This window comes from Acetobacter garciniae (assembly GCF_017377735.1).
GTDB lineage: Bacteria > Pseudomonadota > Alphaproteobacteria > Acetobacterales > Acetobacteraceae > Acetobacter > Acetobacter garciniae.
The window spans coordinates 675,104-691,088 of sequence record NZ_JAFVMH010000002.1 but is presented as its reverse complement, the minus strand read 5'-3'; the positions used below and the strand labels follow the sequence as shown (position 1 = coordinate 691,088).

Below are 15,985 nucleotides of genomic sequence, written 5' to 3'. Positions count from 1 at the left end.
GGGGCTACCCCTTGGAACCGAGACCGGGCAACGCCATGGTCTTGGCCAGCGCGGACAGCCGGTGCCGGCGCAGTTCGGACCGCGCCATGGCGTCACGCGTCATGTAATTGAGCTGTATGGTATAACGCTGCCCGACAAACTGCCGGTGCCCGTGCCATGTAGTGGGGCCGTTGGGGAAGATCAGCAACGTGCCATCCACGGGGGGCACTTCACGCGCGTAATCCTCTATATCGTGCGGGCCGCGCAGCAGGCGCAGGCACCCTTCCTGCCGGGTCCAGGTATCGTCCGAGGGGTTGAGGTACAGCAGGATCGTCACCCGTTTGGCCAGGGAATCCGTATGGATGCGCCCGTCCTTTTCACGCGTGCGGCCCCGCATGGTCAGCATGCAGGGTGCGTCCGACAGATCCAGGCCAAGCTTGTCGCCAATCATCTGGCGCAGCCTTGGCCCTTCCATTTCCCGCACCAGGGATTGCACCAGCGGCGAAAGCGACAGCGAACCGGGCGGGAAAGACCCGCCCGAGGGGATATGCGGCAGGCTGGCGAACAGGCAGTGCAAATCGGCCTGGCGGATGAAATGCGGCACCAGCACATGCTCGAAAGGATCGGAACACACGGGTGCGCTGGACAGGGCCTCGTAATCCGGCTGGATGGTGGTATCTGACACGGTCATCGCTCAAGTGCTCGGAACATTCCAAAGAGGCAAAAAACCCCTCTCTCTACCCCCCCGACGGTAGGAGGGTTGCGGGCCCGAGACAAGCCCCGCGGGTTTTCGCCCCCTGCCCTAGGCCCGGCTGCGGCCGCGCCCCTTGCCGCCGCCAGCCTTGCCGCCCCGGGCTTTGGGTTCGTATCCGCCACCGCCCGGCCCCAGCGGGCGCGGCACCTGCTGCTTGGCGCTGCGCCGCGTTCCGGGCTTTTGCGCGCTTGGCGTGGGGGGTGGGGGCTCGATCCCCAGTTGCAGGGCTTCCAGCCGCTTGATTTCATCGCGCAAGCGGCCTGCGGTTTCAAACTCCAGCTCGGCGGCGGCTTCGCGCATGCGTTTTTCCAGCCCGGCTATGGCGGCCCCCAGATCCTTGCCGACAAATTCGGCCACACCCGTATCCTGGTCGGGGGCGACCGTCACGTAATCCTGTTCAAAAACAGAACTCACGATATCGCCGATCTGCTTGCGCACGCTCTGGGGCGTAATACCGTGCGCCGTATTCCATTCAGTCTGCTTTTCGCGCCGCCGGGCGGTTTCCTCCACCGCGTAAGCCAGCGAGTCCGTCATCTTGTCGGCATAGAGCAGGACACGGCCATCCACATTACGCGCGGCACGCCCTATGGTCTGGATCAACGATGTGCGCGAACGCAGGAAACCTTCCTTGTCGGCATCCAGTATGGCCACCAGCGAACATTCGGGAATATCCAGCCCTTCGCGCAGCAGGTTGATGCCGATCAGCACATCGAACGCCCCGATCCGCAGGTCACGGATGATCTCGATCCGCTCAAGCGTATCCACATCGGAATGCAGGTACCGCACCCTTATCCCGGCCTCGTTCATGTAATCGGTCAGGTCTTCGGCCATGCGCTTGGTCAGGGTCGTGACCAGCACGCGCCCACCCTTGGCAATGGTAGTGCGGCATTCGGCCAGAAGGTCATCGACCTGGTGTTCGACCGGGCGGATATCGGTTACCGGGTCGATCAGCCCCGTGGGCCGGATCACCTGTTCGGCAAACACCCCGCCCGTGCGCTCCATTTCCCACGGGCCGGGGGTAGCGCTGACGAATATGCTCTGCGGGCGGAACTTGTCCCATTCGGCAAAATTGAGCGGGCGGTTATCCAGGCACGAAGGCAGGCGAAAGCCGAATTCCGACAGGATGGACTTGCGCGCATGGTCTCCGCGTTCCATGCCGCCGATCTGGGGCACGGTCACGTGGCTTTCATCCACGATCAGCAGCGCGTCTTCGGGCAGGTATTCGAACAGGGTCGGCGGCGGATCGCCCGGCTTGCGGCCCGACAGATAGCGCGAGTAGTTCTCGATCCCCTTGCACACGCCCGTGGTCTCGAGCATTTCAAGATCGAAGGTCGTGCGCTGGTCCAGCCGTTCAGCTTCCAGCAGCTTGCCCGCCCTGGTGAATTCGGCCAGCCTTTCGCGGAGTTCCTGCTTGATCCCCGTATTGGCCTGGTTCAGCGTCGGGCGCGGGGTCACGTAATGGCTGTTGGCGTAGATGGTGATTTCCTGCAGATCAGCCGTTTTTTCGCCCGTCAGCGGATCGAATTCGATAATTCCGTCCACCTCATCCCCGAAAAGGGAGACACGCCACGCCCTGTCCTCGTTCTGGACGGGAAAGATATCGACGCTCTCGCCCCGGACACGGAACGCCCCGCGCGCGAAAGCGGCGTCGTTACGGCGGTATTGCAGTTCGACCAGGCTCTTGACCAGCTTGTCCCGATCGATCTGCCCGCCGAGTTCGAGCTTGACCACCATGCGCGAATAGGTCTCGACCGACCCGATACCGTAGATGCACGACACCGAGGCGACGATAATGACATCGTTACGTTCCAGCAGCGCCTGCGTTGCGGCATGGCGCATACGATCGATCTGTTCGTTGATCTGGCTGTCTTTTTCGATATACGTGTCCGAGCGCGGCACATACGCTTCAGGCTGATAGTAATCGTAGTAGCTGACAAAATATTCGACCGCGTTATTGGGGAAAAACTGTTTCATTTCCCCGTACAACTGGGCGGCCAGCGTCTTGTTGGGGGCCAGGATCAGGGTCGGTTTCTGGGTGGCTTCGATAATCTTGGCCATGGTGAAGGTCTTGCCCGACCCGGTCACACCCAGCAGCACCTGGTCGCGCTCGCCCTCTTCTACACCCTTGACCAGTTCGGCAATGGCCTGGGGCTGATCGCCCGCGGGTTCGTATTCCGACACGACCTCCATCCTGCGCAGGCGCGGGCGCGGGGCCTGGCGTTCGGGCACGAAGGTGACGGCGGGCAGGCTCGCGGCCCGCTCGCTCAGGGAGGCACGTTTCTTGCCGCGCGCAAGGGTGGAGGACAATGTCGGTGAAGCAGCCATGCTGCAAAGATGGGCCATGCCCCCGCCCCACGCAAGGGTTCTTGCATATGCGCAGGCCCGCTCAACGCCCTGCTGCGCAAACCCGTCCCCTCCCCCGCACGGGCCGGGCGGGCGTTTGCACGACCGGCCAGCAGCAGCAGGCGGGCTTTATGCGTGCCGGGTGTGCCGCCGTGTCAAAGACATGCGTGTGTCAGCGCAGGACGTGGAACAGCATGCGAGAAAGCGGCGTGTGGGACAGGACAATCACCACAAGCCCCAGCAGGATGATCGCCCGGCTGCCCAGATAGGTGCAGACTTCGCGCAGTTCGTCACGCGTGGCCATGTCCATGAACGGGTCCAGCCCTAGCGGTTCATCCCCCTGCCGCTGCCGCTGCCGGCGATAGCGCGCCAGCACGTCGGCTGCGAACCCCGCACGGCTGAACAGTTCCGCACTGTAACGATCGAGATCTTCCTTGCGGAACTGGAAGGTGGCCGTGCTCTGCCTGACCGGGCGGGGGCCGCCGCCCAGCATTTCCAGCAACCACAGCCGCCGCACCGGTATGCCCAGATACGTTGCCGCCTGTTTCCGCCCCAGCACCTGCTGGAGCGGAAAGGGATGAACGGTCGTCCGGTCCAATACGGCTTGCGAATGGTCGTCAGGATAGGTCATGGCCAACCAGATTGGGAAAAAAGCATGGGGCAAGTCAATGCTTGCCTTCGCCCCCCAGCCATGACCCCGCACTTGTGACCCGAACCCTCTTGCCTGGCCCCGTATCGGCCCCCGCCTCTCGGGGCTGCATGGCCGGGGCCAGGCAGGCCGGGCTTCAGGCCCGTGGGGGTGGGGCCATGAATTCCGGCCCCACGGGGTCGGGGATGTCGCGCGCCAGAATGGCGTCGATCTCCGCCATGTCCTGGGGGGAAAGGCTCCAGCCGAAAACGTCCTGCACGCCGCTGATCTGCTCGGGCTTTCTGGCCCCCCACAGGGCGATGGTGGGGCCACGGTCCAGCACCCAGCGCACGGCCAGTGCCAGCATGCTCTTGCCGTGCCTGTCCGCAATGGCCTTGAGGTCCGCCACCGCCTGGAGATAATGCGCAAAGCGCGGCGGCTGGAACTTGGGGTCCACCTTGCGCAGGTCATCACCGGTGAAGGTGGTCTGCGCCGTCATTTTACCGCTCAGCAAGCCGCGGCACAGCGGGCCATAGGCCAGCACGACAAGCCCGTTATCTTTCGCATAGGGCAGGACGGTGCCTTCGATCTCACGCTCGAACAGGTTGTAGGGCGGCTGGATGGCGGCCACGGGTGCGAACTTGCGGAATTCATCCATCTGTTCGGGCGAGAAATTGCTCAGCCCCAGAGCGCGGACCTTGCCGTCGCGCACCAGTTTTTCCAGCGCCCTTGCCGTTTCCTCGATCGGGGTTTGGGGATCGGGCCAATGCACCTGGTACAGATCGATCCGATCGGTCCTGAGCCTGCGCAGGGATGCCTCGATCTCATCCGCAATACGCGACGCACGGCTGTCGCGGAATACCTTGCCGTCTTTCCAGTCCAGCCCGACCTTGGTGGCCAGGATCACCCGGTCGCGATGGGCTTCAAGCGCGCGACCTATGACTTCCTCGGAATGGCCGAACCCGTAGACCGGGGCCGTGTCGATCACGTTGATCCCCACGGCCAGCGCTTCTTCCACCGTTTTGGCCGCGTTGACATCATCCGCCCCACCCCACATGGACCCGCCAATGGCCCAGGTGCCCAGGGCAATACGGGACGCGGGCATGGCAATACCCGGGATCATGAGTGTTTCAGCCGTCATGTCAGCGGTTCTCCTTAACTGTAAACGCATCGCCCCCCAGCACCGCGACTGGGGAACATAACGCATTAAACACGCCGCAAGCCCCTTGTGGCAAACGGCAACGGCGCAGGATGGGGCTGCGCGCCCAGATTGACCCATCCCATTGCCCCACCATTGCCCCACCATTGACCCGCCATTGACCCGCCCCTGGCCACGCTGCATCCTGCGCGCCATGACACCGATAACACCACCGCCCGCCCCGCGTCTGGGCGTGCTGAGCGTCGTGCGGCGCGATGACAGTTTTCTGCTGGTCCGGCGGGCCAAGGCGCCGGATGCGGGGCTATGGGGGTTTCCCGGCGGCAAGGTGGAGGCAGGGGAGACCCTGTTCGCGGCCGCCCAGCGCGAACTGCTGGAAGAAACGGCGCTGCATGCCCGGGCCACGCGCATCGTCAGCGTATTCGACAGCCTGCACCACACGCCCGACGGGACGCTGGCGTTTCATTACGTGATTGTCGTCATACGCTGTGCCGAACCGCAGACCGGGCAGGCCACGCTCCGGGCCGGGGACGACGCGCTGGAGGCACAATGGTTTACCCATGACGCCATCCGCCAGATGGGCAGCAAGGCCAGTGCGCGCCTGCTGGAACTGGTGGAGCGTATCATGACGGAGGAAAAACCCGGGCCCGATGGTACGCCCGCACAAGGTTTATGAAAAGCCCAGTATGGCGGCTATTGTTTCACGGTAGAGATCGGGCCCGTTTTCACGCGCGATCCGGGCCAGGGCGTTGCTGCGGATATGCTCCCACAGTTCCTGTCCGGTATACAGGTGCGTGATGGCATCCGCGAAGGCCTGGGGGTCGGCCACGCTGGCGCAGAGCATGTCCTGCCCTGCTCTCCAGCCCATCTGCTCGCATAACAGGGCGGAGGCAACGCAGGGCAGGCCGTGGGCTGCGGCTTCGTGCAGCTTGTAGGGAATGCCCGCGGCAAAGCGCGTGGGGGCGACAAAAACCCGGTGACGTGCGTAAACAGGGCCGATATCCTCCACCCGCCCCAGCAGGGACACACGCGGATGGGCCACAAGCCCCGACAGATCGACCCGCCGGTCCAGATAACCGCAGATCGTAAAACGCACATCGGGCGGCAGACTGGCATCGAGCAAAGGCAGCACATGTTCAGCAAACCACAGCAGCGAGTCCAGATTGGGCGCGTGCGGGTCATGCACCGCCCCCACGAACAGCAGGTCACGCCGCTCCTCCCACCCGGGTGACGTTGCCGCCGGGGCCTGCATATGCCCAAGGACAGAGACATTCCCGAAACCATGCGCGCGGATGATGCTGGCTTCCTTCTCGTTTACGGCAATGATTTTCTCCGCCATGAACAGGTGGCGGAATTCCTGTTCCAGCATATCGGCCACGGTGTTTTCCCCGCCCTCACCCTTCAGCACGCGGTGCATATGCGTGCGCGGGGCGGCCACGGCTTCCGTATCCACCACAAGCTGGCTGCCCGCCAGGGCCTGCGCACAGGATACCAGCACGGGTGCGACCCGGTCGGCATTATGGGTGCGGGCAATCCATACCGCGTCATAATAACCCGGGCGGGATTTTATGAACTCTTCAAGCTCGGGCAATTCACGATCCCAGATCACCTCCACCGTGTCGGGAAAATGGCCGTGCATGTCCTCGCGCCCTTCCGTAGGGCGGAAAACGGGGTAGAGGGTCACATGGTGCCCAAGGGCTGCCAGCGCATGCACGATATCGTTCGCGCGGGGAAAGCCCGAGCCCAGAAAACGATAGGGCAGCCGGTCCTCGATGAACAGAACATGCTTCTGCCGCCGGTCTGCCGAACGCGCCTGGGCCAGCAAAAGCGTATTCGCGAACGCCTTGTTGCGCAGGTAATCCGCGTGCCGGCTGCGGAACAGTGCGTTGTTGCGCGCGATCATGGACGCGCCGCTGACAAAGCTTGACGTGCCATATTCATAATGCAGCACCACCACCGCAGGATCGTACACAACGTCCCACCCCGCTTCGCGCAGGCGCACGCACAGATCCGTTTCCTCGAAATAGGCAGGGGCATAGGCGGGGTCGAAGCCCCCCAACTGGCGCAAGGGGGCGGTGCGCACCATCAGGAACGCGCCGGAACAGTAGTCAACCGAGCGCACGAAATTTGCCTCCGGCGTATCGGGGGACTGGTCGCGCAGATAACCCTGCACGGACCCGTCGCGCCAGATAATGCTGCCCGCCTCCTGCAAAAGTCCGTTCGTGCGCACAAGCTTTGCGCCTACAGCACCTGTTGTGCAGGCGTTACGCAGCCGGGCCAGCGCGTGGCCTATGGCGCCGGGCATCAGCTCCGTATCGTTGTTCAGATAAAGCGTGAAAGCCGCGCGCACTTTCTCAAGCCCCGCATTGGCCCCCAGAAGAAAGCCGACATTGGCGGGAAAACGCACCACGTCCAGCCCGCGCACATGCCGCTCGATCTGGCGGATACTGTCGGTGGAGCCGGAATCCACCACAATGACCTGCAACGGACCGTTATAATTGGCCCGCAGCGAGGCCAGGGCGTTCAGCGTCATGGCAAAGAGATTATGCACGACCATGATCACGCTCAGATCCGGACTGTCGCAGGAAAAATCGATCTCCCCCCCCAGCAGGAGCGGCAGCCTGATCCGGCACATGTCCAGATGGATTTTCTTGGCCAGGGGCTCGCTATCCTTCAGGAACGAGACCTCTGCCCCCGGCTTGCGCGCATGGGCGATAAAATGCGCGAAGGCATCATGGTAGTCCCCCCGTTCGACCTCGTGCTGCACATGGGCGTTGCGGTAATATACCTCCAGGTCGATGTCGGCACAGGGCCTGCGCAATTCATGCATGCCAAATATCAGGAAATGTTCATAGAAATTCCGAAATCGTCCGTCCTCCACCGCATCGACCACGTCATGGTTGACGCGGCTGTAGAATTCTTCGGAAAAAAAGGGATTGGGGTTGTACTGGCCGGGATTGTCATTGGTCTGGTAATGGTGCAGCGCCGAACGCCATTCCCCGGCCAGGAGTGCGGCTTTCACGTCCGGGTAGGTTTGCAGGTACCATTCCGGGTCGAAATACCATGATAACCGGTGCTGGCTGGCACCGGGCACGGGGGCGGTCCGCAGGGCCTGATCGTATGGGGTGCTGCCGCGCTGCGCCACACCCGCACCTGCCAGATAGGCCATGGGGTCGAAAAACCATGACCCGCTCAGAAACTGTGCATCGCCCACCCGCAGATAATGATCGTAGCCGTTCCTGAACCCGTCGGCATCCGCGCTGGTGGCCCCCGACGCGGTGGCGGCGCGCAGGCGTGCGCGGTAGAAATTTTCATTGTACAGCCAGTGCGGGTTATGGGTGGCCAGCCCCGCGCGGCAGTAATGATCGAAGCCGGAGCAGAATTTTCCGTCCTCCACCGCGCGGGCCACGGCGGGGTAGCGGCTCAGGTACCAGGCTTCGTCAAAATACGGGTTGGGAGAATGCCGCAGCGCAACACCATGGTCTTTATAAAAACCGTGATACGCCGCAGGGTCGTCAACACCCAGGCGGCGCAGTATTTCCCCATACCTGGCACCGTACCAGTCCCGGTCGAACGCCGCCCAGTCCCTTGTTTCGTTCGTCATCCCACCAGACATGCCAAGACCCTGAAAGACCACCCCGACCGCGGCGGTCATGCCCGAAGGCTTCGGCCCTGCGCGCGGGATGCGCTACCGCCGGGCCGTACTGCCACGCAGTGTTTTCAAGGATGGAAAATGGCACAAGACTCTTAAGAGACTGTTTCGAAAGTCAGCCGGGTCGGTCTGAGCGGGTCTTTTCAGACCAGAAAATCCATCGCCAACCCTCCGCTGGTGGCTTTCGAAACAGGCTCTAACAATCCGCGACGATCTAATGAAAAATACGCCGCTTTTCCTTTTGCTGCCGGTAAAGGGAGAGTATTAGCATCACCAGCACGAACAGGGCGTAGACACCGCCCATGACCGTCATGGAAACCGGCAGGCCGGGGATAAGATAGGTTGGCGCGTCACAAGGCTTGGACGGCAGGAGCGGCATGGACGCCAGGCGTTCGGCCAGGGTCTGCCCGGAAATATGCGGGGCATGGCAGGCAGGCAGCGGGCTGGGCCACCACCCCCATTCCACCCCGCCATGGCAGATGGACAGGCCGATCCCGGCTACCAGCAGGGGCGCACACAGCCACAGCGCGCGCCTGCCCCACCGCACGGGCAGGAAGGCGGCCACCGCCCCTACGGCCAGCACACCGCGCCAGGGCCAGCGTTCCCACAGGCAGAGTTCGCACGGCATGATACCCAGTTCATGCTCCGTCCACCAGGCGACACCCAGTGCGGCACATGCCGCCAGAACCATGAAAACAGCCAGTTGCCGCATGGTTCAGTGCCCGTCGGCCAGGTAAGCCAGCCAGGCCCGAAAAACTGCCGGGGTGGGGAAATCGGCCCCGATCCGAAGCCCCATGCCGCCCAGCCGGCGCGCGGCCTCCACACCGTCTTCATCCGTGGCGTCATCCCCCACATAGACCGGCTTGCGGCCCAGAAACGGCGCGTTTTCCATCAGCAGGGCAACGGCGTAGCCCTTGTCCACGCCATTGGGGCGGATTTCCCACGCCATTTTATCGGCCACCAGACGGAAAGCGCCTTTCGAATCCTTGACCCAGCCCGACGCCACCGCATGCAGGGCCTGCGCGGCCTCAGGGGCGGCGCGGTAATGCAGGACCAGCCCACCCGCCACATGTTCAAGGCGGGTGCCGGGCAATGTCGCCACCAGATCGCGCGCCTGAGTCAGCCAGACCTGCGGCAGAACCGGCAGGGCCGCGTGTTCCACCGGTCCGCCGGGCCTGTGGCGGATGGTCACACCGTGCTCCCCCGCGACGGCAAAAGGGGCATCGCCCAGAAACTGGTCGATCTGCGCGATGGGGCGGCGCGAGATCACGGCCAGCGCATCCCCGCAGGCGGCGCGCAGGCGGGTGAGAACACCCGGCAGGTCGGGCGGAACGCTTACCGAATCCGAAAGGGGCGTGGCATCGACCAGAGTGCCGTCAAAATCCAGCAAAAAGGCCGCTTCGCTAAGCGGCGGGCTCTGAAACCGGGAATTCTCTGCCTCAAGGAAACCGAACACGCCTTACTCTCCTGCCTTTATACTGGCCTGCCATGGCCATGCGCCATTCGCGACCGCAGCGCGGGCTTGTGCATGTGCCGCCACGCCTGAAAAACCCGGTCGCCTGCGCCCTCTCCAATACAGGGACGATGCGCCTATCCCCCCGGCGCGACAAGTGCAATCGCGCACCGGGCCGCTACCGGCCCACACAGGCCCCGGCCCCCTCCCGGATAGGGGTGGAGGCCGCGCAAACCGTGCTCCCCGCAAAGTCAGTGCCTGTAACGCCACGCGCACAAGCCCCCCACGACACCCGCCTGACAGACGGCATGAGCGGGTTAGTAATCTCCCCCCGCTTCGGGCGTGCTGGAACCATCCTGTGCGGGCGCGCGGCCGGGGGATGAATAGGGAACAGGCGGCGGCAAGGCGGGAACGCCGCGCGCCGAACCCGGCGGGGAAAGCACCTGCGAGGGAGGTGCCTGCGGGGGGCGTGCCTGCGCCGGGGGAAGCTGCGTGGATGGCGGCTGGGTGAAAGGGGCCTGCCCCGAAGAGGGCTGCACAGGGGGCTGCAGGGGCAATGCCTGAGCGGGAAGGGTCTGCCCGCCCCCCGGCATAGGCTGCGCCGAACTCGGTGCCAGAACAGGGACGACCGGCTTGGGCAGTTCCGGCAGGGCGGGGGCTGTGTCAGCCCCTTCGCACCGCACCATGCGTACGTCGTAAACCGGGCTTTCGAATACGCCCAAGCTGGGTTCGGCAGCCAGCATCCAGCCCTTGAACACCACGCCGTTGGGGTGGGTGTCCTGCACCTCCAGCCAGGCGGCGGCGTCGGGCGACAGGGTGGGCGGGCGCAGCAGGCAGCGGCGCGCGGTAATATCGAGCGCCTTGTAATGCAGCGGCGTGCCGAGGGGGACGGACAGCACATCCACGTGCGCGTCCAGCTTGTCGAGCACGCGCACCACCGCCACGGTCTTGCCCTGCCATGTCTGCGCGGGATAGGCGGCGGGGGGTGCGACCGGCGTGCCGCCCGAAGCCCCGGTGGAAACGGAGCCCGACATGCTGGCCGCGCTGTCCGGCGCGGCATAGGGCGCGCTGCCGGGTGCCACGCTGGCCGGCGGGGCAAGGACCGGCCCCGAAGGGGCAGCGCCACTTGGCGCGGGGGGAACCCCGCCCGGCAGGTCGGCAGCCCATACCCCGGCAGAGGCACCCAGCCCGACCAGTACCGCCCCAACCCGGCACCCCCGGGACAGCAACAGCCCGGCCTTCATGCGTCGGCTTTCGGGGAACGGAGGGAATGGACAAGGGCCACAAGCCGTTCACGCATGGCCTGTTCGTTCACCCCCATCAGAATCGCGTCGTCGAACGCGTCTGTCAGCACCTCGGACAACTCCTGCCAGTTTTCTTCCAGGACACGGAGTTTTTCCTGGCACGCGACAGGCTGCCCATCGTCCTGCGGCCAGATACGCACTGTTTCCATCTTCTGCCTTACCAAAATAGCCCAACCCGCCACACTGATCCAACCCGACTACACCTGATGTTGCAGGTTTATGTCTGTTTCAGGGCAGGTCCGCCCCGCCGGGAGCCCCACCGGGAGCCGCCTTGCCATCCGGGGCGGATTTGTTGGCGCGGGTCAGCGTATCCGTTACGGAGAAGATGAACTTGCTCAGCAACTGTTCCAGGCTGATCGCACCCTGGGTCTGCGTGACCGTGGCCCCGGGCGAGAGCATCTTGTCATCCCCGCCGGGGGAGAGGGCGATATATTTGCCGCCCAGCAGGCTGTCGCTGGTAATGATCGCAGCCGTATCCGTCGTCAGCTTGATATCGGGCCGGACCGTGAAGGTGACATGGGCCTTGTATGTCGTGGGGTTGACGGTCTCGGCCACCACCGTGCCCACAGTCACACCGGCCAGCCGGACATCGGAGCCGATATCGAGCCCGTCTATATGCGCGAAATCGGCATTGAGCTGATACCCAGCCGAATCGCTTTTGCGGCCTTCGTTCAGAACGGTTGCGGCCAGCATGGCAGCCAGGCCGCACAGGACGGCACCCCCGGTCAGGAGTTCCGCCAGACTGCGCCGTGATTTTTCCGCCATTGCTGAAGCCATGGGCTGCGTGTACTCCCTGTCAGATAAGGTCTTCTAGCAGGGAATGCGCGCTAAATCACGTCTGCGGCGTCCAGGCTTCGTAATCCCCGGTTGCGGGCGGGTGTTCGCCCTTTTCATACAGGCTGCCCTGCGGGCGATAGGCCTGGGGCGTTCCGGTCATGTTCGGCTGGTGCGCGATCTGCCAGGGCTTGCGTTCCTCGGCGGGGATCGGGGCATCCAGCGTGTGGTGCAGCCAGCCCCACCATTCCGGCGGCACGGCGGAGGCATCTTCCCCCTTGTGGTAGATCACCCAGCGCTCGGCCCGCTTCACCCCGCCGCCAAGGCGGGCCGGGCCGGTCGACTCGTAATAGCAGCGACCATCGGCGTCCTTGCCGATCAGCCGTCCCTTGCGGCGCGTATGCAGCCATGTTCCGAAATTTGCCATGGCTTCATGATAGGACTCCGCACTGCCCGGCGTCGATTGTTTTATGGCGCGCGCCCCTATCACCTGTGCGCGAGAGGGGGGTTGGAAAAGTTATCCCCCATATCCTCATTATGCAGGGTGATAACCGGGCTTGCGGGGCCTGAAAACGGGTTCCGCCAGCCCGAAGCGGCGCGGTAACATGCCTTTATGACAACAGCCAGACACCATTGGGACGGTGTGCTGATGAGCACACTGGACACCACGGCCGACCCCGACGCGCCTGCGCGCGCCGTCACCCTGCCTGCGGAATGGGACGCGGGGGCGGCCTCCGCCCTTGCCCAGCTCGTGCCGGGAGAGGGCCCCATAGACCTGCCCACCCTGGCAGGCGAATGGATCGCGACCCTCGCCCCCGACAACGCGACCGCGCGCTCGCTCGTCTGGCTGCTGCTGAGCAGCCAGGCCGCCCCGACAGAGGCCGTGTGGCATGGTGCGTATGACCGCCCGCCGGGCTTTGTCCTCAACCTTGCGGCCTTTGTCTCGCCGGGGGAAGGGTTCGCCGCGCGCACTTTTGTTGCGGCACTCAAGCTGATCTGCTCGGTCCTGCGTGAAGCCGCCCTGACCATGGCCAGCCAGCGCAATGGTGAACTGCCTTTGCCCGACCTGTTCGCCCCCGCGGACAATGCCCCGGGTGCTGAGGGCACCATGCCAGCGCAGGCCGTAGCGGGCCATATCCTGCTGACCAATCTGGACGCTTGCCTGGCTGGCGTAGGGCTGGATTACGACAGCGAAGACGGGCGCGCCGCCGCCTGCGCCATAGCGGCCCTGGCCACGCTGAGCGCCCATGCTGGACGCGGGCCCGAAGCCCTGCCTTTGCCGCCCGTGCGCACCGTCCTGCCCGGCCTGGGGGAGACCCTGCGCGCCGTCTGGAACGAAGCGGCGGTGGAAACCGAAACTCCCGTGGCCCCGATCGAGACCGGTTTTTCAACCCCCAACCCGGTCGATGGGCTGCTGGGCGTGGAAGCCTGCGGCCTGGCTCCGGTATTTTCCCTGCTGCGCCCCGATGGCCGTCTGGCCGCCAGCACCCGCCAGCGGCTGGAAATACGCGGCTTTACGGTGGATGCGGCCCTGGCGGCAGCCCTGGCGGGCGAAGATGTGCTGCCCCAGCCCGGACCGGGCGCGCATCTGGCCATGTACCGGGCGCTGACCGGCTTTGTGGATCGCATGCCCGCCCGGCCCGAAACCATGGCAGCCCCGGCGCGCCACAGGCTGGAACGCGGCATGCGCCGCACCCTGCCCGCGCGGCATGGCGGCTTTACCCAGAAAACCACCATCGGCGGCCACCGGCTGTTCATGCGCACGGGTGAATATGAAGATGGCACGCTGGGTGAACTGTCCCTGACCCCCACGCGTGAAAGCCCCATGGTACGCGGGCTGATGGAAAGCCTGGGCGAGGCGGTAAGCATCGGCCTGCAATACGGGGCACCCCTGGATGCCTTTGTGGAAAACTTCGCCTATTCCTGCTTCGGCCCCGCCGGCACGGTAGAGGGCGACCCCGTGGCCTCCTACGCCACGTCCATGCTGGATTACGCGTTTCGCGCCCTGTCGGATGCGTATCTGGGCAAGCGCCTGCCCGACGGCCCCAGCCAGGACCCGCAGACCGACCCGGACCCGCTTCTGCCGCTTGACCTGCCCGGTGAGGATGATACCCCTTCGGAACGCAAGAGACGCGCCCTGCGGCTTGTCAGCTAGTACCAGGGACACCGGGGGTTGCGGCCCGCCGCATGGGGCGCATGAGCAAAAAGGAAAGACAGCCTGATGAGCACCCCTGAATCCCGCCTGGCGGCCCTTGGTATCGAACTGCCCACGCCCGCATCGCCCGTGGCCAATTACGTGGCCTGCGTGCAGACCGGCAACACGCTGGTCGTGTCCGGCCAGTTGCCGCTTGTGGCGGGCAAGCTGTTCGCCACCGGCAAGCTGGGGGCCGATGTCGCGGTCGATGTGGCGACGGAGGCCGCGCGCTACAGCATGATCAACCTCGTGGCCCAGGTCAAAGCCGCCGTGGGTGACCTGTCCCGGGTCAGGCGCGTCGTGCGTCTGGGCGGGTTCATTGCCTGCACGCCCGACTTTACCGCCCATGCCGCGGTCATGAACGGGGCCTCGGACCTGTCGGTGGCCATATTCGGTGATGCGGGACGCCACGCGCGCTCGACCGTGGGCGTGCCGTCCCTGCCGCTGGACGCGCCTGTGGAAGTGGAAGGGCTTTTCGAAATCGCCTGAACACCGCAATCCCGCCAGAGTCCTGACCCAGACTCCTGACCTGGGGAGAAAACCCGCATGGCTGACTGGTCCGTAACGCTCCACGACACGATCCACGCCATTCCCGCGGCGGAATGGGCGGCCTGTGCGGGAGATGACAACCCCTTCGTCAGCCATGATTTCCTCAGCGCGCTGGAAGACAGCCAGTCGGTCAGCCAGAAAACCGGCTGGCTGCCCCGGCATGTGCGCCTGCAAGCCCCCGATGGCAGCCTGGCCGCCGTCTGCCCGGCCTATATCAAGGGCCATTCCTGGGGCGAATATGTGTTCGACCATGGCTGGGCCCGCGCTTACGAGGCAGCGGGCGGGCGGTATTACCCCAAGCTCCAGGTTGCTGTCCCGTTCACCCCCGCCACGGGGCCGCGCCTGCTGGTCCACCCCAACGCCCCGCCTGAAGCCGGTGCGGTCCTGGCCCAGGGGCTGCGCCAGATCTGTGCCGATACGGGGCTTTCATCGGCCCATGTGACCTTCTGCCCCGAAAGCGAGAGCACCTTGCTGGCCGAACAGGGCTGGCTGCCCCGCCTTGGCCTGCAATATCATTGGGAAAACCAGGGCTACGCCACGTTCGACGACTTCCTGGCCGCCCTGTCTTCGCGCAAGCGCAAGAGCGTGCGGCGCGAACGGCGCGACGCCAACGCCCAGGGCCTGACCTTTCACACGCTCTGCGGGGCAGAGATCACCCCGGCGGACTGGCAGGCGTTCTACAGCTTCTACCAGGATACGATCGACCGCAAATGGGGCAGCGCCTATCTGAGCCCGGACTTCTTTCCCCTGCTGTCCGAACGGCTGGGGGACAAGGTGGTGCTGATGCTGGCCCGCGACGGCGAAACCCCCGTGGCCGCCGCGCTGAACTTTCTGGGCCGCGACACGCTTTTCGGCCGGAACTGGGGCTGCCGCGGCGACTGGCCCTTCCTGCATTTTGAACTGTGCTACTACCGCGCCATCGACTTCGCCATTGCCCGTGGCCTCAAGCGGGTGGAGGCCGGGGCCCAGGGCGAGCACAAGATCCAGCGCGGCTACCTGCCGGTGCTGACCCATTCCGCCCACTGGCTGGAAAACCCCGGCCTGCGCAGCGCCGTGGCGGACTTCCTGAACGCCGAACGCACCGCGATCATGGCCGAAGCCCAGGCCCTGGCCGAACTTTCTCCTTACCGACATGCCCAGGACGATGATAAGGGCTGACCCTACCCCCGCCTGGGGCCGAAAAATGGCGGCAAGCCGCA

15 protein-coding genes are annotated in these 15,985 nt (G+C 64.8%); 4 read left to right on the top strand and 11 right to left on the bottom strand.

The genetic code is table 11. The annotated features are described in order from the left end of the window. Nucleotides 1-4: 4 nt before the first annotated feature. The 4 genes from J2D77_RS07010 to J2D77_RS06995 form a co-directional block, all read right to left on the bottom strand. Complete coding sequence (locus J2D77_RS07010; RefSeq protein ID WP_207845529.1) at nucleotides 5-670, bottom strand: 2OG-Fe(II) oxygenase; 666 nt, start codon at nucleotides 668-670, stop codon at nucleotides 5-7. 111 nt (nucleotides 671-781) lie between these two features. Beyond that, nucleotides 782-3,058: an excinuclease ABC subunit UvrB gene (gene uvrB / locus J2D77_RS07005; protein ID WP_207845528.1), complete on the bottom strand. Its 2,277-nt coding sequence runs from the start codon at nucleotides 3,056-3,058 to the stop codon at nucleotides 782-784. Nucleotides 3,059-3,248: 190 nt separating this feature from the next. After that, nucleotides 3,249-3,707, bottom strand: a complete 459-nt coding sequence (locus tag J2D77_RS07000) for a hypothetical protein (protein ID WP_207845527.1) — start codon at nucleotides 3,705-3,707, stop codon at nucleotides 3,249-3,251. Between the two features lie 154 nt (nucleotides 3,708-3,861). After that, nucleotides 3,862-4,845, bottom strand: a complete 984-nt coding sequence (locus J2D77_RS06995) for an aldo/keto reductase (RefSeq protein ID WP_207845526.1) — start codon at nucleotides 4,843-4,845, stop codon at nucleotides 3,862-3,864. A gap of 175 nt (nucleotides 4,846-5,020) precedes the next feature. Here J2D77_RS06995 and J2D77_RS06990 point away from each other — a divergent pair, with 175 nt between their 5' ends. Beyond that, nucleotides 5,021-5,536 (top strand): NUDIX hydrolase, encoded by a 516-nt coding sequence (locus J2D77_RS06990; RefSeq protein WP_230975559.1) that lies wholly within the window; start codon nucleotides 5,021-5,023, stop codon nucleotides 5,534-5,536. Here the strand turns inward: J2D77_RS06990 and J2D77_RS06985 are convergent. The 7 genes from J2D77_RS06985 to J2D77_RS06955 all read right to left on the bottom strand — a co-directional run bounded on the left by J2D77_RS06985 (nucleotide 5,531) and on the right by J2D77_RS06955 (nucleotide 12,470). Continuing rightward, nucleotides 5,531-8,515: a glycosyltransferase gene (locus tag J2D77_RS06985; RefSeq protein ID WP_407927084.1), complete on the bottom strand. Its 2,985-nt coding sequence runs from the start codon at nucleotides 8,513-8,515 to the stop codon at nucleotides 5,531-5,533. The genes J2D77_RS06990 and J2D77_RS06985 overlap by 6 nt on opposite strands. Before the next feature lie 211 nt (nucleotides 8,516-8,726). Continuing rightward, nucleotides 8,727-9,224: a disulfide bond formation protein B gene (locus tag J2D77_RS06980; protein WP_207845525.1), complete on the bottom strand. Its 498-nt coding sequence runs from the start codon at nucleotides 9,222-9,224 to the stop codon at nucleotides 8,727-8,729. 3 nt (nucleotides 9,225-9,227) lie between these two features. After that, nucleotides 9,228-9,968, bottom strand: a complete 741-nt coding sequence (otsB, locus tag J2D77_RS06975) for a trehalose-phosphatase (protein WP_207845524.1) — start codon at nucleotides 9,966-9,968, stop codon at nucleotides 9,228-9,230. A gap of 314 nt (nucleotides 9,969-10,282) precedes the next feature. Further along, on the bottom strand, nucleotides 10,283-11,209 hold the full coding sequence (locus J2D77_RS06970; RefSeq protein ID WP_230975558.1) for a DUF2155 domain-containing protein: 927 nt from the start codon (nucleotides 11,207-11,209) through the stop codon (nucleotides 10,283-10,285). Next, a complete protein-coding gene (locus tag J2D77_RS06965; RefSeq protein ID WP_207845523.1) occupies nucleotides 11,206-11,418 on the bottom strand; it encodes a hypothetical protein in 213 nt (70 codons plus the stop codon). The genes J2D77_RS06970 and J2D77_RS06965 overlap by 4 nt, the downstream gene beginning before the upstream one ends. A 79-nt stretch (nucleotides 11,419-11,497) precedes the next feature. Then, nucleotides 11,498-12,046, bottom strand: coding sequence for an outer membrane lipid asymmetry maintenance protein MlaD (gene mlaD, locus J2D77_RS06960; protein WP_207845522.1), 549 nt, complete (start codon nucleotides 12,044-12,046; stop codon nucleotides 11,498-11,500). 55 nt (nucleotides 12,047-12,101) lie between these two features. Beyond that, nucleotides 12,102-12,470 (bottom strand): NADH:ubiquinone oxidoreductase subunit NDUFA12, encoded by a 369-nt coding sequence (locus tag J2D77_RS06955; protein WP_207845521.1) that lies wholly within the window; start codon nucleotides 12,468-12,470, stop codon nucleotides 12,102-12,104. Between the two features lie 186 nt (nucleotides 12,471-12,656). On the opposite strand from J2D77_RS06955, the gene J2D77_RS06950 reads away from it, so the two are divergent. The 3 genes from J2D77_RS06950 to J2D77_RS06940 all read left to right on the top strand — a co-directional run bounded on the left by J2D77_RS06950 (nucleotide 12,657) and on the right by J2D77_RS06940 (nucleotide 15,944). Further along, nucleotides 12,657-14,198: a TSCPD domain-containing protein gene (locus J2D77_RS06950; RefSeq protein ID WP_207845520.1), complete on the top strand. Its 1,542-nt coding sequence runs from the start codon at nucleotides 12,657-12,659 to the stop codon at nucleotides 14,196-14,198. 63 nt (nucleotides 14,199-14,261) lie between these two features. Further along, on the top strand, nucleotides 14,262-14,726 hold the full coding sequence (locus J2D77_RS06945; RefSeq protein WP_207845703.1) for a RidA family protein: 465 nt from the start codon (nucleotides 14,262-14,264) through the stop codon (nucleotides 14,724-14,726). A 57-nt stretch (nucleotides 14,727-14,783) separates the two neighbouring features. Beyond that, a complete protein-coding gene (locus tag J2D77_RS06940) occupies nucleotides 14,784-15,944 on the top strand; it encodes a GNAT family N-acetyltransferase (RefSeq protein ID WP_207845519.1) in 1,161 nt (386 codons plus the stop codon). The last annotated feature ends 41 nt before the right edge of the window (nucleotides 15,945-15,985 follow it).